This is a genomic window from Streptomyces sp. NPDC060366 (assembly GCF_042725135.1).
Taxonomy (GTDB): domain Bacteria; phylum Actinomycetota; class Actinomycetes; order Streptomycetales; family Streptomycetaceae; genus Streptomyces.
Window position 1 is genome coordinate 211,242 of the sequence record NZ_JBHXDC010000009.1, and the last position, 17,625, is coordinate 228,866.

At 71.2% G+C, this 17,625-nt stretch carries 16 protein-coding genes; 5 read left to right on the forward strand and 11 right to left on the reverse strand.

What is annotated here, in order from left to right; all coding sequences use genetic code 11:
• Positions 1 to 9 precede the first annotated feature (9 nt).
• The 7 genes from ACFWHU_RS22970 to ACFWHU_RS23000 form a co-directional block, all read right to left on the reverse strand.
• Positions 10 to 1,452 (reverse strand): FGGY-family carbohydrate kinase, encoded by a 1,443-nt coding sequence (locus ACFWHU_RS22970; RefSeq protein WP_387226750.1) that lies wholly within the window; start codon positions 1,450 to 1,452, stop codon positions 10 to 12.
• Positions 1,449 to 2,165 (reverse strand): GntR family transcriptional regulator, encoded by a 717-nt coding sequence (locus ACFWHU_RS22975; protein WP_387226752.1) that lies wholly within the window; start codon positions 2,163 to 2,165, stop codon positions 1,449 to 1,451. The genes ACFWHU_RS22970 and ACFWHU_RS22975 overlap by 4 nt, the downstream gene beginning before the upstream one ends.
• A 2-nt stretch (positions 2,166 to 2,167) precedes the next feature.
• Positions 2,168 to 3,388 (reverse strand): CaiB/BaiF CoA transferase family protein, encoded by a 1,221-nt coding sequence (locus ACFWHU_RS22980; protein ID WP_387226754.1) that lies wholly within the window; start codon positions 3,386 to 3,388, stop codon positions 2,168 to 2,170.
• Positions 3,389 to 3,419: 31 nt separating this feature from the next.
• A complete protein-coding gene (locus ACFWHU_RS22985; protein WP_387226756.1) occupies positions 3,420 to 5,111 on the reverse strand; it encodes a thiamine pyrophosphate-binding protein in 1,692 nt (563 codons plus the stop codon).
• A gap of 83 nt (positions 5,112 to 5,194) precedes the next feature.
• Positions 5,195 to 6,202: a hypothetical protein gene (locus ACFWHU_RS22990; RefSeq protein WP_387226758.1), complete on the reverse strand. Its 1,008-nt coding sequence runs from the start codon at positions 6,200 to 6,202 to the stop codon at positions 5,195 to 5,197.
• Entirely contained in the window at positions 6,199 to 7,566 is a 1,368-nt protein-coding gene (locus ACFWHU_RS22995; RefSeq protein WP_385793492.1) for an MFS transporter, read from the reverse strand. The genes ACFWHU_RS22990 and ACFWHU_RS22995 overlap by 4 nt, the downstream gene beginning before the upstream one ends.
• Positions 7,567 to 7,632: 66 nt before the next feature.
• Entirely contained in the window at positions 7,633 to 8,595 is a 963-nt protein-coding gene (locus ACFWHU_RS23000; RefSeq protein ID WP_387226760.1) for a MaoC/PaaZ C-terminal domain-containing protein, read from the reverse strand.
• A 338-nt stretch (positions 8,596 to 8,933) separates the two neighbouring features.
• Between ACFWHU_RS23000 and ACFWHU_RS23005 the strand changes: the two genes are divergently transcribed.
• A complete protein-coding gene (locus ACFWHU_RS23005) occupies positions 8,934 to 10,556 on the forward strand; it encodes a penicillin-binding transpeptidase domain-containing protein (RefSeq protein WP_387226762.1) in 1,623 nt (540 codons plus the stop codon).
• 85 nt (positions 10,557 to 10,641) lie between these two features.
• On the opposite strand, the gene ACFWHU_RS23010 is transcribed toward ACFWHU_RS23005, so the two are convergent.
• The 3 genes from ACFWHU_RS23010 to ACFWHU_RS23020 form a co-directional block, all read right to left on the reverse strand.
• The gene (locus ACFWHU_RS23010) at positions 10,642 to 11,820 is read right to left on the reverse strand and encodes an epoxide hydrolase family protein (protein WP_387226764.1); all 1,179 of its coding nucleotides are present in this window, start codon (positions 11,818 to 11,820) and stop codon (positions 10,642 to 10,644) included.
• Positions 11,821 to 11,900: 80 nt separating this feature from the next.
• Positions 11,901 to 12,362 carry a VOC family protein gene (locus ACFWHU_RS23015; protein ID WP_387226767.1) on the reverse strand — a complete coding sequence of 154 codons (462 nt, stop codon included), beginning with the start codon at positions 12,360 to 12,362 and terminating at the stop codon, positions 11,901 to 11,903.
• On the reverse strand, positions 12,359 to 12,946 hold the full coding sequence (locus tag ACFWHU_RS23020; RefSeq protein ID WP_387226769.1) for a DinB family protein: 588 nt from the start codon (positions 12,944 to 12,946) through the stop codon (positions 12,359 to 12,361). The genes ACFWHU_RS23015 and ACFWHU_RS23020 overlap by 4 nt, the downstream gene beginning before the upstream one ends.
• Before the next feature lie 61 nt (positions 12,947 to 13,007).
• On the opposite strand from ACFWHU_RS23020, the gene ACFWHU_RS23025 reads away from it, so the two are divergent.
• The 4 genes from ACFWHU_RS23025 to ACFWHU_RS23040 all read left to right on the forward strand — a co-directional run bounded on the left by ACFWHU_RS23025 (position 13,008) and on the right by ACFWHU_RS23040 (position 16,588).
• A complete protein-coding gene (locus ACFWHU_RS23025; RefSeq protein ID WP_385793502.1) occupies positions 13,008 to 14,069 on the forward strand; it encodes a helix-turn-helix transcriptional regulator in 1,062 nt (353 codons plus the stop codon).
• A 10-nt stretch (positions 14,070 to 14,079) separates the two neighbouring features.
• Positions 14,080 to 14,595: a YbaK/EbsC family protein gene (locus ACFWHU_RS23030; RefSeq protein WP_385793504.1), complete on the forward strand. Its 516-nt coding sequence runs from the start codon at positions 14,080 to 14,082 to the stop codon at positions 14,593 to 14,595.
• Complete coding sequence (locus tag ACFWHU_RS23035; protein WP_387226772.1) at positions 14,592 to 15,443, forward strand: EamA family transporter; 852 nt, start codon at positions 14,592 to 14,594, stop codon at positions 15,441 to 15,443. Before ACFWHU_RS23030 ends, ACFWHU_RS23035 begins: the two co-directional genes overlap by 4 nt.
• Positions 15,444 to 16,177: 734 nt before the next feature.
• Positions 16,178 to 16,588 (forward strand): ankyrin repeat domain-containing protein, encoded by a 411-nt coding sequence (locus tag ACFWHU_RS23040; RefSeq protein ID WP_387226774.1) that lies wholly within the window; start codon positions 16,178 to 16,180, stop codon positions 16,586 to 16,588.
• 17 nt (positions 16,589 to 16,605) lie between these two features.
• On the opposite strand, the gene ACFWHU_RS23045 is transcribed toward ACFWHU_RS23040, so the two are convergent.
• Positions 16,606 to 17,556: an SDR family NAD(P)-dependent oxidoreductase gene (locus ACFWHU_RS23045; RefSeq protein ID WP_385793523.1), complete on the reverse strand. Its 951-nt coding sequence runs from the start codon at positions 17,554 to 17,556 to the stop codon at positions 16,606 to 16,608.
• Between the last annotated feature and the right edge of the window lie 69 nt (positions 17,557 to 17,625).

Below are 17,625 nucleotides of genomic sequence, written 5' to 3' on the forward strand. Positions count from 1 at the left end.
CCCGCCCGGTCACCGCGCCGGGGCGTCGCCGGGCGGGGTTGAGAGCCCGTCCGTCGCGTCGCGCAGCTCCAGCCAGCGGGAGTGCAGTCGCTCGTAGCGCGCCGCCCGAGCCGCGTCGGGGTCGACCCGGCGCGGGGTGCCGATCAGGCGGGCGCGGATCGCGTCCAGGTCGGTGTCCAGTCCGGAGCCGATGAACGCCAGCGCCGCGGCGCCGAGCAGGGTCACGTCGGGCTCCGGGGAGATCAGGAGCGGCCGGGCGAGGATGTCGGCGCGCAGCCGCGCCACATGGGCGCTGCGCGACGAGCCGCCGGCCAGCGCGACCGGCAGGCCGCCCGTGGGATCGAGGTGATCCATTCCCTCACGGACCGTGAAGGCCGCCGCCTCCTGGGCGGCCCGGAGCAGACACGCGGCGTCGTGGTCGGGACGCTGCCCGAGCACCGCTCCGCGGGTGCCGGACCGCCAGGTCGGGAAGCGCGCGCCAGTCATGCCGGGCAGGACGGTGAGCCCGTTCGCGCCCGGCGGCACCGCGGCGAGTTCTTCGTCCGGGACGGTGCCGACCAGGGAGCGCCACCGGGCGACAGCGCCTCCGGTGAGCCCGGTCGCCCCGCCGGCGACGAATCGGCCGGGCAGGACGGAGGGGTTGAGTACGGCGCCCTCCGGTACGTCGTCGGGGCCCGGGAGCAGCCGGCCGATGACGTCGGTGGTGCCCGCGACGTCGGCGATGACGTCGCCGGCTCCGCCGAGGAGCAGGCCGATGCCGACGGATCCGTCCGGGCCGCCGGCGATCACAGGAAGTCCCGCGGGCAGGCCGGTGGCCGCCCCGGCCTCCCCGGTGAGGGCGCCGACCACCGACGTCGGCTCCGACTGCGGCGGCAGCAGCGCGGGATCCAGACCTGCCTCGGCGAGCAGGCCGGTGTTCCACGCGCGGTGCCGTACGTCGGAGGCCAGCGTGTAGGCGGCGCTGATCGTGTCGGAGGTGAGCCGTCCGGTGAGCCGGGCGACGAGGAAGTCCTTGGGCGACAGCACGGCGTGCACCCTCGACGCGAGTTCGGGCTCCATGCCCAGGAGATGGGCGAGCGCCCCGCCCGTCAGTGCCGGACGGCCGGCGGCGTGCAGCAGCCGCCGCACGGTCGCGTCGCCGAGCGCCGCGAGCCGCTCCACGCCCCGGGTGTCGGCCCAGCCGCCGCCGCGCCCGAGGGGCCGGAGGGCGGAGTCGACGGCGACCGTCCCGATGTGGGCGGCGATGGCGAGCGCGGCGGGGGCCGGTCCGCCGGAGACACCCGCCAGCGCGGCGCGTACGTCCCGCTCCAGTTCGTCGGCGTCGAAGGTGTCGCCGCCGAGTCCCGACGTGCGGGCGATACGCCGCTGCGCGACGACCTGTCCCCCTACATCGATCGCGACGGCCCGCACGGCCGAGGTGCCGACATCGACCGCGATGACATGTGCGCTCATTCGGCGTCGATCCTCAGCAGGAAGGGGAATCCGGGCAGCGTCCAGCTCGTGGTGAACTCGACGATCTCGCCGCGCGATCCATAGGTGGTGCGGCGTACCACCAGCGCGGCCCCGCCGGGTTCGGTTTCGAGCAGTGCCGCCTGTTCGGCGGTCAGCAAAGTGGCCGTCATGGACTGGTCGGCGTGGCGCAGTTCGACCCCGAAGCGTGTCGTCAGGGTGCGGTAGAGGGAGTCGTCGAGCAGTGGCTCCCGGCACAGTGACGGCGCCACGGAGTAGGGGATCCAGGCGTCCTGGAGGGCGGCGGGCGAGCCGTCGACGAGACGTACACGGGTGAGCCGGTTGACCGTGTCGTCCGCCGTGCCGCCGAGAACTTCGGTCACTTCGCCGGGCGCGGTCGTGGTCTCGCAGTGGATCAGCCGGGTGGACGGCTCACCGCCCGTGCCCTCGATCTCCTCGGCGAAGGACCGCAGCCGGTTGAGCCGCCGTCCGCGATCGCCGTGGCCGCTGACGTAGGTGCCGCTGCCCTGCCGCCGTACGACGAATCTCTCCGAGTCGAGCAGGTCCAGGGCCTGCCGCACGGTCATCCGGCTCACCCCGTACTGCCTGGCCAGGTCCGTCTCGCTGGGCAGCCGTGCCGAGGGGGCCAGGGCGCCGGACCGGATCCGGGACACGAGGTCGTCGTAGATCACCTGATACCTGGGTGCGCGCGCCATGATCAGATGGCTCCCGACCCACGCAGTTGGGCCACGTCCTGGGCGGAGAGCCCGAGGATGCCCCCGTAGACGTAACTGTTGTCCTCGCCGACCCGAGGTGGCGCCTTGCGGACCATGGGCGGGGTCTTCTCCATTTTGATCGGATTACCGGGCATCCGGATCGTACCGAGTTCGGGATGCTCCGATTCAACGATCATGTCACGGGCGGCGATCTGCGGTGACTCGGCCACTTCCCCGACCGAGGCGACCTTGGCGTAAGGCACACCCGCCTCGTCGAGGGACCGCGCGATGGCCTCCCTCGTACGGCCCGCCACCCATGCGCCGATCTCGCCCTCCAGGAACTCCTGGTGCGTCATCCGGCCTTCGACATGCGCGAAGCGCGGGTCCTCGGCCAGATCGGGGCGCCCTATCACCGCACAGAGCTTCGGGAACAACGAGGCGGTGCCGGCCTGGATGTAGATGGGTCCGTCGGCGGCCTCGTAGACGTTGACCGGCGCCGTCAGCAGATCGCGTGAGCCGCTGCGGGGCATGTCCTGGCCGAGCATGAGCTGGGACATGAGGCGGATGCCGAGCGCGGAGAACATCGTGTCGAAGGACGCGATGTCCACGAGCTGGCCCTCGCCGGTGCGTTCGCGGTGCAGGATCGCCAGCAGGGCCCCGATCGCGCCCTGGTAGCCGGTGGTGTAGTCGGCGATGTAGGTGCCGCTGAGGGTCGGTTTGCCGTCCGGTTCCCCGGTCATGTCCATCAGCCCCGAGGACGCCTGCGAGATGGCGTCGAACAGGGCGCGGCGCGAGTCCGGACCGGTCTGGCCGAAGCCGGAGATCGACACCAGGATGATGTCCGGGTTGAGCTCCTTCATCCGCTCGTAGCCGATGCCCATCTTCTCGATCGTGCCCGGCCGGTAGTTCTCCACGACGACGTCCGCCCAGGCGATCAGGCGCTCGAGGATTCCGAGCGCCTCCGGGTGACGGGTGTCCAGGGAGGCGTCGTACTTGTTCCGGTGGTAGAGGAACATGTAGACGCTCTCGTCCCGGTGGTACGGGCCGTGGTGCCGGGAGTCCTCGCCGCCCGGCCGCTCGATCTTGACCACCTCGGCTCCGAAGTCGGCCAGGATCTGCGCGCAGAGCGGGCCCGCGATGAACCGCGAGAGGTCGAGCACCTTCACGCCGTCGAGGGGTGTCGGACCCGCCGCCCCGTTCGGTGCCGCGTTCGCGTTCGACATTGCCGCTGTCACCTGCTTCCTACTCCTGCTTCTACTTCTTCGGCGCCACGAACGAAGGGAACGTCCAGGCGTTGGCAGCACGGTCGATCGGTACGTCGAGTATCACCGGCGTACCGGCCGCGAAGGCGTCCGCGACCCGTTGCCGCAGCGCGGCCAGGCCGGTGACGACCTCGCCGTCCACACCCATCGCCCGCGCCACCATGCCGAAGTCGACGGTGCCGAAGTCGACGCCCGTGGTGCGGCCGTCGAAGTGCAACTCCTGCTCCTGGCGGATGTTGCCGTAGCTGGAGTCGTTGAGGACCACGACGCAGACGTTGCCGCCGACGCGCGCGAGCGTCTCGATCTCGCCCATGCTCATGCCGAGGGAGCCGTCGCCGATCAACGCGAGCACGGGGCGCCGCGGGTCGATCAGCGACGCCGCGATCGCCGACGGCAGCGCGAATCCCATGTTCCCGAAGCCGACGGGCTTGATGTAGCTGTTGGGCCGCTGGATCTCCCAGAGGAAGGACCAGACGCCCGGGTTGCCGGCGTCCGGGATCAGCAGCGTCTCCTCGGGCGACACCTCGCGCAGGGTGCGGACGATGTCGGCCGGGGACAGCGGACCCTCGGCGGCGGGGTCCGTCACCTCGGAGGCCTGCCACCAGTCGGTGCGCGCCTTGTCGAGCGAGCTGATCCACTCGGCGCGTCCGGCCTTCGCGTCGGCCGCGTGACCCGCGGTCGCGGTGACCAGGTCACGGGCGAACGAGCCGAGGTCACCGACCACGCCCTGGGTGATCTCGGAGTAGTAGCGCCCGATCATGGCCGGCTCGACGTCGACCTGGATCACCTCGGGGAGTTCGCGGCGCCAGCGGGTGGTCGACACGGCGTTGAGGCTGTTGCCGAGCGCGAGTACGAGGTCGGCGTCGCCGAGGACCTCGCCGGAGAGCGTGGTGCCCATCCGGCTGACGGCCCCGAACACCAGCGGATGCGTGGTCGGCACGGACCCGATGCCGTTGAAGGTGGTGACGACCGGGATACCGAGCGCGTCGGCGAGCGCCAGTACGTCCTCGCTCGCCCGCGCCCGGTTGCCGCCGTTGCCGAGCCAGATGACCGGCCGTTCGGCGCGCAGCACCCGCTCGGCGACCCTGGCCAGCGCGACGGGGTTGGCGGACGGCCGCTCGGTGACCCACGCGCGGCTCGGGTGGACGGCGGGCACCACCGGCGGGTCGGTCACCTGCCCCTCGATGGTGTCGCGGGCGAAGTCGAGGTGGACCGGACCGGGGTTGCCGGTGAGGGCGTTGACGTACGCCTCCTCCATCGCCTGCTTGATGGACGAGCTGTGTGCCACCAGCCGGGAGTACTTCACCAGCGGCTTGAGCAGTTCGACGTGGTCGGCGTTCTGGGCGTCGTCCTTGTGGATGTTCTCGCCGTTGTTGTTGCAGGTGAGGACGAAGCCGGGGCTGGAGTCGCGGTAGGCGCCCCCGACGCCGGTGAGGAGGTTGGTGGCGCCGGGTCCGGTCGTGGAGATGCAGGCGGCCGGGGTGCCGGTGAGCCTGCCGTAGGCGTCCATCATCACGGCCGCGGCGTTCTCGTGCCGGGTGTGGACGAGCTGGATGCCGGGGGTGTCGATGATCGCGTCGGTGATGGCGAGGGTCTGGCCGCCCACGACGCCGAAGACGTACTCGACGCCCAGGGAGGTCAGAAGGTCGACGACGACCTGGCCGCCGGTCTTGGAAGTGCTCATCTGCGAAGATCCCGTTTTCTGTGTCGGTGCGGTGGTGCGGTCGGTGAGAAGTGAGAGGTGCGAAGTGGCAGTGGCGCGGTCGCTCACGACGCGGGGACGGTCACGGCCGCCCAGCCGGCGGTGAGGAGACGGTTGTCGGCGTCGCGGCGTACCCAGACCTCCAGATCGACGCGGAGACCGTCGTCGACGGGGGTGACGGCGGTGACGACGCCGGTGGAGGTGAACGGCTCGAACACCTCCAGCGGGGCGAGGAACTTGACCCGCAGCCAGCCGGTGGTGAGGAACGACGGACCGGCGCGGAGGGTGAGCAACTGGGCCAGCACGCCGAACTGTTGCTGTCCCTGCACGATCGGCACCGGCAGCCCGCCCGCGCGGGCGACGTCGATGTCGTTGTGGATGTTGCGCACGTACTCGCCCACGCGGCTGAAGACCGCGGCCTGTTCGGCGGTCACCGTCTTGTGCAGCGGCGCGAGTACGTCACCGGGGCGTACGTCCGGACCCAGCGCGCCGACGGTCCGGGCGCCTTCCGGAACCTCGCCGGTGACGCGCCGTTCGGGCGCCGCCGATCCGCGTCCGCCGATGGCGCCGGGGTCGGTCTTGAGGATCTCGACACCGCGATGGCGGACGATGCTGCGCCCGTCCTCGCCCGTGGCGGTGGCCTCCATGACGACGTAGCCCTCGCCTCGGCGCCGGTAGGCCTCGGTGTACGTGCCGCTGAGGGTGACGACCTCGTCCAGGACGGCGGGGCTGTCGAACCACATCTGTTCCTCGGTGTGGTACCCGACGACCTGGCTGGCCGCGTAGACGAGGGTGAAGAGCTGGACGAGGTCGTTGCCCAGCAGCGCCGCGTGCCCGACGCGCCTGCCGCCGAACGGACTCTCCGTCAGATGCCAGGGGGAATGGTCGTCGTGGGTGAAGGCGTACCGCTTGATCTTGTGGTCGTCGACGACGACCCGCACGGTGCCGAGCGCCTCGGGAATGTCGAGGTTCTCGAACTCCGGTTCCTTGAGCCCCTCTTCGAGCCTGTCGGTCGCGCCCGCGCGGCGCGGGTCGGTCAGATCCCGCCATGGACGGGGGTTCGGTTCCGTCATCGTGCCTTCTCCGTCTCGTCACCGACACGTGTCATGTCGACGCGGTTGGTCTCGGGGGCCAGGTACGCGCACACCAGTCCGATGAGCAGGGCCGCGACGGTGATGGCCGCGATGGGCCAGGGGTCTCCGCCGGTCGCCGCCAGCAGGGCGGTCGAGGCGAGCGGCCACAGTCCGATGAGGACGCTGGGGATCTGCGCCGCCAGGGAGAGTCCGGTGTAGCGCACCTTCGTACTGAACAGCTCGGCGAAGAAGGCCGGTTCGACGCCGTAGACGGCGCCCACGCCGATCGCGTACGCCACGGCGTAGGCCACGTACATCAGCACCAGGGCGTCGGCGTCCAGGACCCAGAAGAAGGGGAAGGTGACGACCACGCCCACGAGTGAGCCGATGATGAAGACGGTGCGCCGGCCGATGCGGTCGGACAGCTTCCCGAAGAAGTAGTACGTGTAGATGGCGAGCGCGGCGGCGATGCTGCTCGCGACGAGGACATGGGTGCGCGGGATGTCGGTGTAGTTCTCGGCGAAGGTGAGGCCGATGGTCAGGATGATGTAGCCGAAGACCGCCTCACCGAGACGCATGCCCATGGCCAGGAGCAGGGGCCTCCTGAACCGGGTGAACAGTTCGGCGATCGGCATGCGTTCCTTGGCCTGTTCCTCGGCAGGCTGCTTCTCCAGCTCCTCCTGCGCGGCCTGGAAGGTGGGGGTCTCGGTGAGCTTGAACCGGATGAACAGGCCGACGGCGATGAGTACGGCGCTGAGCAGGAACGGCACGCGCCAGCCCCAGCTCATCAGCGCGTCGTCGGGCAGCGTGGACACGATCGCGAAGATGCCCGTGGAGAGCACGAGCCCCACCGCGTTGCCGATCTGCGGGAAGCTGCCGTAGGCGCCGCGTTTGTGCGCCGGGGCGTACTCGACGGCGACCAGTGAGGCGCCTCCCCACTCGCCGCCCACGCCGAATCCCTGGACGAGCCGCAGCAGGACGAGCAGGATCGGAGCCCATATACCGATCTGTTCGGTGGTGGGCAGGAGGCCGATGAGGAAGGTGGAGACGCCCATCAGCATGAGCGTCGTGACGAGGGCGGCCTTGCGGCCGAACTTGTCACCGAAGTGTCCGAAGACCACCCCTCCGACGGGGCGGGCGAAGAAGCCGACACCGAAGACGGCGAACGCCGACAGGGTGCCGATGATCGGGTCGTCCTCGTTGGGGAAGAACAGCTCCCCGAACACGAGGGCGGCCGCGGTGCCGAAGATGAAGTAGTCGTACCACTCGACGGCGGTGCCGACGAGGCTGGCTACGGCGGCTCGTTTGGCGAGCTTGGTCCGTTCCTGCTCGGTGGTGGGCGGGGCGGTGGCTGAGTGCGCCATGGATGACTCCGTTGTCGATCTCACTGACGTGTGGGGACGGGGGTGCGGGGGCGGGGATACGGCGGGTCAGACCAGGCGCACGGGGCGCTCCGGGTCGGTGTCCACGCGGGCGGACGCCCACCCGAGTGCGGTACGGGTGCCGTCGGCCTTGTCGACCCAGACCTCCAGTTCGAGCCGGTCGCCGGTGACACCGGCGACAGCGCCGCCGGCGGTGAGTTCGTCGCCGACGAAGGCGGGGGAGACGAAGCGGAGGTCGAGTTCGCCCGAGGTGAAGAACGCCTTGCCGAACACGTCGATCAGGTTGGCGATGATGAAACCGGTCTGCTGCTGGGCCTGGACGATCGTGCGGTCCAGTCCGGAGGCCGCGGCCTTCTCGGGGGCGGTGTGCACGTTGGCGTAACCGCGCCCGGCCCACGAGAAGACAGACATCTGGTCCTGGGTGAAGACCGTTGTCCGCCGCGGCAGGGCGGCGCGTGCGGGAGCGTCGAGGCGGGCCCGGTCGAGAGCGGGGACGGCGGTGTCCACCGTGCCGAGCACGGTGCGTGACCGGACGTCGCCCGCCGTACGGTTCTGCCCGGTGACCTCACCGGCGACCGTCCGCATGATCTCTTTGCCGGTGTGGCGCACCAGCAGCCGGCCGTCGGCGCCGCGCGCCTCGGCCTCCAGGACGACATAGCCCTGGCCCCGGCGCTCGTACTTCTGCGTGTAGCCGCCCTCGATCGTGACCGTCTCACCCACCCGGACCGGCGAGTGGAACGTCAGATGCTCGTGTGTGTGCAGACCTTGGGCGGTGTTGCCGTCGTACTTCTCGTAGAAGAGGAACAGCAGGTCGTTGGCGAGTACGAGGGGGTGTCCCACGGGGCCGCCGAACGGTGAGTCCTGGAAGTACCAGGACCCGAAGTCGTCCTCGCTGTAGGCGTGGTCGAGGACCTTGCGCCGGTCCACGGTCACGCTGACCGGGCCCATCGGCTCGGGAATCTCGACCAGCTCGTAGCGAGCTTCTTTCAGATGCGATGTCCGCGACTCCATGGTCACCTCCGCGTCAGAGCCCGGCAGGCTCGAATTAGTCTAGACGACTAGTCCTTACGCTACGTTCGCGGAATCAGCCGTGTCAACGGTCGTGTCATCGCTCGTTCCGGCGGTCGTTTCAGGCGGGTGTCTCCGGCGGTCGCGCCCCTGGTCGCGTCGACGCGCGTCCGCACGGATCCACCCGGATCCGCCCGGATCCACCGCCTGATGCCGGCCCTCATCGCGGTCCGATAACGGGCCCTTCCGCGTTCACCCGCGTCCCGTAGAGTGCGAAATCATTGCCCCTTGAACACGTTCAAACGTGGCGGGGGCGCTCCTGGGGGGAGGGGACCGCACCCATGCGCAGTGGAACGAAGGTCGCCATCGTCGGCGGCGTGTTCGTCGTCGTGGCCGGTGGTATCGGGTACGGGGCGTACAACGTCCTGGCCGGCGAGGGGGACACGGAGGCCCGGTCGGCATCGACCGAGGTCCGGACAGGGCCGCTGAGCGCGGAAGAGGTCAAGGACGCCGCCGGGCAGTTCCTGGCGGCGTGGGCCGAGGGCAAGGACCCCGAGCTCGCCGCCACGTACACCAACAATCCGGCCGCCGCGAAGGAAGCCGTCGCCGGATACGGCGAGCAGGCCCACATCACCGGCGCCGTGATCACTCCGGGGAAGGCGACGGGCGCGAAGGTGCCCTTCACCGTGAAGGCGACGGTGAAGTTCGAGGGATTGAGCAAGCCCCTGTCGTACGCCTCCGAGCTGACCGTCGTCCGTGGACTGACCAGCGGGAAGCCGCTGGTCGACTGGGTGCCGACCGTCATTCACCCGAAGCTGGCGAAGAACACGAGCCTGGTCACCGGCGAGGCCGCGAAGCCGCCGATCAAGGCGGTCGACCGCGACGGGACCGAGCTGACCGCCGAGAAGTACCCGTCACTCGCGCCGGTGCTCGACCAACTGCGGGACAAGTACGGGGAGAAGGCGGGCGGCAGGTCCGGCGTCGAGACGTGGATCCAGAGCGACGGCGACAGCGCGCCCCGCACGACGCTGCTGACGCTCTCCAAGGGCAAGCCCGGCGAGCTGAGGACGACACTCGACGCGAAGGTGCAGGCGGCGGCCGAGCAGGCCGTGAAGAAGTACGACGAGGCGTCCGTCGCCGCCGTGAAGCCGAGCACCGGCGAGATACTCGCCGTCGCCAACAATCGTGAGGACGGCTTCAACGCGGCGATGCTCGGCAAGCAGGCGCCGGGCTCGACGATGAAGATAGTGACCGCGGCGCTGCTGCTGGAGAAGGGTCTGGTCGGCGCGAACCAGCCGGCCGAGTGTCCCAAGACGGTGCTCTACCAGGGCACTTCGTTCCACAACCTGGACCAGTTCGACATCAAGGGCGGCAACTTCACACAGAGCTTCGCGCGCTCCTGCAACACCGCTTTCATCAAGCTGATCGACGACACGAAGGACGACCACGCGCTGCCCGCGGAGGCCCGTGAGGTCTTCGGCCTCGGGCTGAACTGGCAGACCGGCATAGCGTCGGCGGACGGCAGCGTGCCGGAGTCCGCCGGGGGCGGGGCCGCCGCGCAGTACATCGGTCAGGGCACGGTCCAGATGAACGTGCTGAACATCGCGTCCGTCACGGCCACCACGAAGGACGGCACGTTCCGCCAGCCGGTCATCGTCCCGCGCGACCTCGACGACCGCCAACTGGCGGTGGCCGAGCGCCAGTTGCCGGGCGGGGTGGGCCAGCAGCTGCGCGACATGATGCGGGCGACGGCCTCGTGGGGCACGGGCAAGGCGGCGATGTCCGCGCTCGGCGGCGACAAGGGCGCGAAGACGGGCTCCGCCGAGGTGGACGGACAGGCCACGTCGAACAGCTGGTTCACCGGCTTCCAGGACGACCTGGCGGCGGCGGCGAGCGTAGAGGCGGGCGGCCACGGCGGTGACGCGGCGGGCCCGGTGGTGGCAGCGGTCCTCGCGGCGGGCTGAGGAAGCGGGACGCGGCCGCGTTTTCAGCCGTCCGGCGATTGAGGACGAACCGGCCACCGGACGGACCCGGCGCCCCGGACACGCCCTAGCCCAGCGACGGTGCCCGGTACGGGCGGAAGAACGCGCGCAGTTCCTCCGCGTACAGCTCCGGCTCCTCGAACGCGGCAAAGTGGCCGCCTCGTTCGGGCTCCGTCACGCGCGCGACGTTCGCCGTCCGCTCCAGCCACGCCCGCGGCGGACGCACGATGTCGCCGGGGAAGAGCGAGAAGCCGGACGGCACCTCGACCCGGCGAGCGAGCTGCGCGGGCGGAATCGCGGCGTTCGCGCCGTACATGCGCATCGACGAGCCGATCGTGCCCGTGAGCCAGTAGAGCGTGACGTTCGTGAGGATCTCGTCCTTCGAGAAGGCGCGCTCGATCTCGCCCCCGCAGTCGCTCCACGCCCGCATCTTCTCCACGATCCACGCGGCGAGCCCGGCCGGCGAGTCGGTGAGCCCGAAGGCGGCCGTCTGCGGCTTCGTACGGTGCACGGCGGCGTACGCGCCCTCGCTCGCGCCCCACGCCGCGACGGAATCGAACCAGGTTCGTTCCTCGGGCGCGAGGTCCGCCGGATCACCGGCGAAGAGCGGAACGCCCGCGTCGGTGCGGTGGACGGCCACCACCCGGTCGGGATGGTCGAGCGCGAGGTAGCGGCTCACGTGACTGCCGATGTCCCCGCCCGCCGCGCCGAACCGCGCGTAGCCGAGAAGGCCCATCAGCTCGGCCCAGAGACCCGCGACGGCGATGGAGTCGAGTGGCGCGCCGGTGGGACGGTCGGAGTACCCGTAACCCGGCATGTCCGGCACGACCACGTCGAACGCGTCCGCGGGGTCGGCGCCGTGCGCGCCGGGATCGGTGAGGAGCGGGAGGACCTTCGCGTACCGCCAGAAGGAGTCCGGCCAGCCGTGGCTGAGGACCAGCGGCAGCACGGTGGACCCGGTCGGCGCGACGGCACGCGCGTGCACGTAGTGGATCCCGAGGCCGCCGACCGGGACACGGTAGCGGGGGAACCGGGCGAGGGCCGACTCCTGCGCCTGCCAGTCGAACCCGTCCGCCCAGTAGTCGACCAGCTCACGGAGGTAGCCGAGGTCGGTCCCGAGCCCCCATCCGGCGTCCTCGGGCGCATCCGGCCAGCGCGTCGCGCGCAGCCGCGCTCGGAGGTCCTCAAGCGCGGCGGGCGAGGCGCGCGCGGTGAACGGCTCGGGACGGAACGGGGCATCCGGCATGCCTCGCATCCTACGGAGCGGGCGCACCGGCACCGCGCCGTGCCACTCCGGGTACGCCCCCCAGGGCCGCCCCCGCACCGTCAGTCCAGACAGAACTCGTTGCCCTCGGGATCCGTCATCACGATGAACCCGGCGCTCAGCGGCGGGGCCGGCTCGTCGCGGCGTACGCGGGTCGCTCCCAGGACGACCAGGCGGTCGCACTCCGCCTCCAGTGCCGCCATCCGCGCCTCCCCCTCCAGTCCGGGAGCCGCGCGGACGTCGAGGTGGACGCGGTTCTTGGCGACCTTGTCCTCCGGTACCTGCTGGAAGAACAGCCGCGGGCCGTGGCCGTCCGGGTCCTCGACGGCCGATCGGGTGTTGCGCTGCTCCTCCGGTACGCCGATCCGCGCCAGGAATTCGTCCCACGCGGCCAGCGGGTCGGCGCCCTCCGGCAGGTCGACGCCGGGCGGAGCCGGGTGGACGTAGCCGAGTGCGTCGCGCCAGAAGGTCGACAGCGCCGCCGGGTTGTGGGCGTCGAAGGTGATCTGGATGTGGCGGCTCATCGGGTGGCTCCGTTCGTGGTGGATTTCATGTGGTGGTAGAGGTCGCGCAGGAGGCAGACCTCGGACAGATGGTGGATCAGCTCGCGGTGGATGTGCAGCACCAGATCCGCCGTCGGGGCCTCGGGATACGGCTCCTTCGCACCGATCGGGACCCGGAGCCCGGCGTCACCGAGGCCCCGCACCCCGGCGAGCCAGGTATCGAGCTGCTCCTCCAACTGCGCGAGCGCGGTCTCCGCGCTCGCGGCGTACTCCCAGCTCTCGTACGACGCCGGCGGCCCGCCGAAGTGCGCCGCGTTACGCGCGGCGAGCACGCCGACGACGACGTGGCCGAGCCGCCAGGCGATCGTGGTGAAGGCCGCCGGGTCCGGGGCGGGGTGGGCGTAGTCGATCGTGAAGTCCCCCGCACCGAACCGCAGGGGCGCCGTCGATTCGCCGCGTGGCCGCACGCTCCAGGCGTCCGGCACGGGCGACCAGAAGTATTCGTCGTCGGTGAGGCCGTCGAGCCGGGCCCGCAGCTGATGGTTCCAGTGGAACTCCCACTGCTCGCGCAGCGTCCGGTTCCAATCGAGTTCGTCCGCTTCCATGGAGCCACCCTGACACCCATGGCGGACAGGATCGGTCCGCATTCTCTGTCAGGGTGTCGGCATGGATACGGCGGCGAGCGGTGACGGGCGGGACGCGACCGAGCGGGCGGGTACGGCGGAACACGGCACGACAGAGCGCGGTACGACCGAGCGGGTACTCACCCTGCTCGGGCTCCTGCAACAGCGTCAGGTCTGGACCGGCCCCGAGCTGGCCGACCGGCTCGGCGTCACGACGCGCACGGTGCGGCGCGATGTCGAGCGGCTGCGCGTGCTCGGCTATCCGGTACGGGCCGGCCAAGGCGTCGGCGGCGGCTATCAGCTCGGCGCGGGGCAGGAGTTGCCGCCGCTGCTTCTCGACGACGAGGAGGCGATCGCGACGGCGGTCTCCCTGCTGGTCGGCGCGGGTGGCGCGGTCACCGGCGCCGGCGAGGCCGCGCTCCGGGCACTGACCAAGCTCGACCAGGTGCTGCCCGTCCGGCTGCGGCACGAGGTGCGCGCCCTCTCCGGCGCGGTGGAGTTCTTCGGCGGCGGCCGGTCGCCGGTCGACCCCGATGTGCTCATGACGCTGGCCAGAGCCTGCCGCGACGAGGTCGAGACCGGTTTCGACTACCCCTCGGGCGGCGAGACGCGGCGGCGCCGTTGCGAGCCGTACCGGCTGGTCGCCTCCGACCGGCGCTGGTACCTCCTCACCTACGACCTCGACCGCGACGACTGGCGCACCTTCCGTGTCGACCGGATGACCGGGGTATCGGTGCGGACCTGGCGCTTCCGCCCGCGCGCGGCGCCGGACGCGGCGGCGTACGTGCAGGAGGGTGTGGCGAGCCGCGTCTACGCGCATCGGGCGCGCTTCCTCGTGCACGCGTCCGCCGACAGGGTGCGTGAGCAGATCCCGGCGTCGGCGGCCGTCGTGGAGGAGCGGGGGGACGGACGCTGCGAGGTGCTGAGCGGCGGCGCCCGTCTCGACGCCGTACTCATGCATGTCCTGCTGCTGGGGCACGACTTCGAGGTGCTCGACCCTCCGGAGCTCGCGGAGCGCTGCGGCGCGCTGGCGGACAGGCTGCGGGCGGCGGGTCGAGAAACGCGTCGGGAAACGCCCTCGCACCGCCCCTCGCCCTGCCGCTAGCGTGCCCGTCATGACCAACCCCGACGGCACGCCTGACACCGCCCCCGCCGCGCATCCCCGTTTCGTCGAGGCCCTGCGCGAACTGGGCCTCGACGACCTCACCGGCCAGGTCCGCGCCTTCCCCGACGCCACCCGTACGGCGGCCGAGGCCGCCACCGCCATCGGCTGCTCACTCGGCGAGATCGTCAAGTCCCTGATCTTCGAGGCCGACGGCGTCCCGGTGCTGGTGCTGATGGACGGCGCGTCGCGCGTCGATGTGGAGCGCGTACGGGAGGAGTTGGGCGCCGGGGCGGTCAAGCGGGCGCGCGCGGATCTCGTACGGGAGACCACCGGTTACGCGATCGGAGGCGTACCGCCCTTCGGCCACCGCACCCGGACCCGCGTGCTCGCCGACCGGGGGCTGCTCGACCACGACGTGGTGTGGGCGGCGGCCGGCACCCCGCACACGGTCTTCCCGATGGACCCCAAGAGCGTGGTCTCGCACGCCGGCGGCACGCTGGTGGACGTCCGCGAGCGCATGGCGTGACCCCGGCCGTCGCCGCCGCCGTCCTCCTGGCGGCCGTCACCCATGCCACGTGGAACGCGATCGCGCACACCATCAAGGACCAGGTGGTCGCCTTCACCCTGATCGCCGGGGGCGGGACGCTGATCGGCGCGGTCGCCGTCTGCTTCGCGCCGTTCCCGGCGTCCGGCGCGTGGCCGTATCTGATCGTCTCGGCGGTGGTTCACCTCGGCTACCAGGCGCTGCTGATGCGGTCGTTCAGTCTCGGCGACTTCGGCCAGATGTATCCGATCGCCCGCGGCACGGCGCCGCTACTGGTGACCGTCCTGGCAGCGGTCTTCGTCGGCGAGTCGCTGGACCGCTGGCAGGCGACCGGCGTCGCCGTGGCCTCGGCGGGGCTGGTGGGCGTGGCCCTGTGGGGCATGCGGAGCGCGGAGACGAAGCCGCAGTGGCCCGCGCTGACCGCCGCGGTCGCGACGGGTGTGGCGATCGCCGCTTACACCGTCGTGGACGGGGTGGGCGTCCGCGAATCGGGCACACCACTCGGCTACATCGGCTGGCTGATGATCCTTCAGGGCTCGCTGATCCCGCTCTACGCCCTGTTCGCGCGCCGCGGCCGGCTCCTCACCCAACTCCGCCCGCACGCCCGCCTCGGCCTGCTCGGCGCGACGCTCTCGGTGAGCGCGTACGCCCTGGTGCTGTGGGCCCAGACGCAGGCGGCCCTCGCACCGATCGCGGCGCTGCGGGAGTCGTCGATCATCGTCGGAGCGGCGATAGGGGCGGTGTTCTTCAAGGAACGCTTCGGCACACCACGCATCGCGGCGGCCGGTCTCATGGTGATCGGCATCGGCCTGATGCTGCACACGAGTTGAGGAAGAAAGCGGGAGGCGGCGCGACGGAGGTGGCCGCGCTGCCGCACAGCCGAAGTCGTGAGGTGGGCCCGGCCACACGTCCAGCGCGACGAAGACGGCCCCCGGGGTTCGACAGCCTATGGCTCCGGCCGTGATCCACCGACACCCTTCAAACGGCAGAGGGATCGGGGTGATGGCTGCTTCGGCGGAGCGGCAGCAACTGGCTGAAGGCGATCAGGAGCAGTCCAGAAAGCAGGAGGGCGTTCCCACCGAAGAAGCGGGCCTCCCAGGAAACGCTCGGCAGGACTGGAAAGTGGAAGAGGCTCTGCAAAAAGACGGAGGTACCCGTGAGCAGGGCGCCGAGACCGTGGAGTCGGGGCCTGGTGACGTGGCGACGTGCCGTGGGCACGATCCACCCGGTCCGAAGCGTGACGATTCCCGATGTGACCGCCAGCAGCCCCAAGAGCGCGCCCAGTCCTACTACCCATGCCATGGTGTCGCTCCGCTCCGACCTCGAGAGGCCCGGAACGCGAAATAACGCCCGGCCCGAAGGTGCCTGCATTGTCGCTGGACCCGGTGTTGCCTGACCATGCCGGGGTCAGGCAATGTCCGTCCGGCTCAGTTGCCGTCTTTGCACGGGGTACCCCGGTCGACCGAGCGATCCGGACCAGGCGCGACCATCGCGGCCGCCGGGCTCATGGTGATCGGCGTCGGCCTGATGCTGCACACGAGTTGAGGAAGGGAGCGGGAGCGCGATGAACAACAGACGGCGGAAGAAGCTGTCGCGGCGCCTGGTGTGGGCCGCGAGGCTCGGTGGGGCGGCGGAGGTCGCCGTGCTGTTGCGGGGCGGGGCGCCGGCGCAGACGTGGGACTCCGAGGGGTCGACTCCCCTGTACGCGGCGTCCGTGCAGGGCGACGCCGACTCCGTACGCCTCCTGCTGGCGGCGGGCGCGCTGCCCGACACCGAGAGCGGGGACGGCACGGAGGGCACACCGCTGTGCGGGGCGGCGTGCTGGGGGCATGCCGACGCCGTACGCGAACTGCTCGCGTACGGCGCCGATCCGCGACTGCGCGAGGACGGCGGCGACGGGCACTCGCCGCTCGAATGGGCGCGGACCGGGCCGTATCCGGAGACGGTGCGGCTGCTGGAGGAGGCGGGGGCCTGAGCCCTGCGGGGTGGGGGTCACGCGCGCGACGCCGAGGCCAGCATGTCGAGCGACACCTGCCACAGCCGCTCCGCCGCGACGGGGTCCAGTGCGTGCGCGGCGACGCCGCCCGAGTCGCCCTCCCGATGGATCCGCGCCTCCTGGCAGTCCTCGAAGTACCGCCCGCCGATGCCTTCGAGCCCCGGCCACGTCGCCAGGAGGATCGAGGTGGCCGCACCCTGCTCGGGCGTCTTGAACGTGTAGCCGGAGGCGATGGCCTTGTCGAGTTCGTCCTGGCTCATGTGGCGCGTCAGGTTCGACAGGACCGCGCCGGGGTGGACGGCGTTGGCGGTGATGCCGTCACCGGCCCAGCGGCGGTTCGCCTCGACCGCGAAGAGCACGTTCGCCGTCTTGGACTGGCCGTAGGCGAGCCGGGTGTCGAACGGCCGGCGGCGGTAGTCGATGTCGTCGAAGTCCACCGCCTGCCGCAGATGCCCGACCGAGCTGAGCGCGACGATCCGTGCCCGGTCGGCGGCGGCGAGCGCCGGGTGCAGGCCGGTGGCGAGCGCGAAGTGGCCGAGGTGGTTCGTGGCGAACTGGAGCTCCCAGCCCTCCGGTGTCCGCAGCTCGGGCGTGTACATCACACCGGCGTTGTTGATCAGGATGTCCAGCGGACCGTCCCACGCGGCGGTGAACGCGGCGACCGACGGCAGATCGGCGAGGTCGAGCGGCGCCACGAGCACGCGCTCGTTGCCGGTCGTGGCGGTGATGTCCTCGGCCGTGCTCTCGCCGGCCCGGACGTCGCGTACGGCGAGGGTCACCTCGGCGCCCGCGTCGGCCAGCGCGCGGGCGGTCTCGACGCCGATGCCGGAGGAACCGCCGGTCACGACGGTGCGCCGGCCGGTGAGATCGACACCGGCGACGACCTCGGCCGCGGTGGACCCGGCGTTGAAGGGGGTGGTGATCGGGCCGTTGGAGTCGGTGGTCATGGGGCTGCCTGCCTCTCTCGCGTCTCCCCTCAAGCCAACCACCGGACGCGGGTCATTCAGGGGAGGCTG

Coding starts and splice junctions, on each gene's coding strand:
- ACFWHU_RS22975 (WP_387226752.1), bottom strand. CDS start 2,165: ATGGCGCGCGCACCCAGGTATCAGGTGATCTACGACGACCTCGTGTCC.
- ACFWHU_RS23040 (WP_387226774.1), top strand. CDS start 16,178: ATGAACAACAGACGGCGGAAGAAGCTGTCGCGGCGCCTGGTGTGGGCC.
- ACFWHU_RS22970 (WP_387226750.1), bottom strand. CDS start 1,452: ATGAGCGCACATGTCATCGCGGTCGATGTCGGCACCTCGGCCGTGCGG.
- ACFWHU_RS23005 (WP_387226762.1), top strand. CDS start 8,934: ATGCGCAGTGGAACGAAGGTCGCCATCGTCGGCGGCGTGTTCGTCGTC.
- ACFWHU_RS23010 (WP_387226764.1), bottom strand. CDS start 11,820: ATGCCGGATGCCCCGTTCCGTCCCGAGCCGTTCACCGCGCGCGCCTCG.
- ACFWHU_RS22990 (WP_387226758.1), bottom strand. CDS start 6,202: ATGACGGAACCGAACCCCCGTCCATGGCGGGATCTGACCGACCCGCGC.
- ACFWHU_RS22995 (WP_385793492.1), bottom strand. CDS start 7,566: ATGGCGCACTCAGCCACCGCCCCGCCCACCACCGAGCAGGAACGGACC.
- ACFWHU_RS22985 (WP_387226756.1), bottom strand. CDS start 5,111: ATGAGCACTTCCAAGACCGGCGGCCAGGTCGTCGTCGACCTTCTGACC.
- ACFWHU_RS23045 (WP_385793523.1), bottom strand. CDS start 17,556: ATGACCACCGACTCCAACGGCCCGATCACCACCCCCTTCAACGCCGGG.
- ACFWHU_RS23020 (WP_387226769.1), bottom strand. CDS start 12,946: ATGGAAGCGGACGAACTCGATTGGAACCGGACGCTGCGCGAGCAGTGG.
- ACFWHU_RS23025 (WP_385793502.1), top strand. CDS start 13,008: ATGGATACGGCGGCGAGCGGTGACGGGCGGGACGCGACCGAGCGGGCG.
- ACFWHU_RS23000 (WP_387226760.1), bottom strand. CDS start 8,595: ATGGAGTCGCGGACATCGCATCTGAAAGAAGCTCGCTACGAGCTGGTC.
- ACFWHU_RS23030 (WP_385793504.1), top strand. CDS start 14,080: ATGACCAACCCCGACGGCACGCCTGACACCGCCCCCGCCGCGCATCCC.
- ACFWHU_RS23015 (WP_387226767.1), bottom strand. CDS start 12,362: ATGAGCCGCCACATCCAGATCACCTTCGACGCCCACAACCCGGCGGCG.
- ACFWHU_RS22980 (WP_387226754.1), bottom strand. CDS start 3,388: ATGTCGAACGCGAACGCGGCACCGAACGGGGCGGCGGGTCCGACACCC.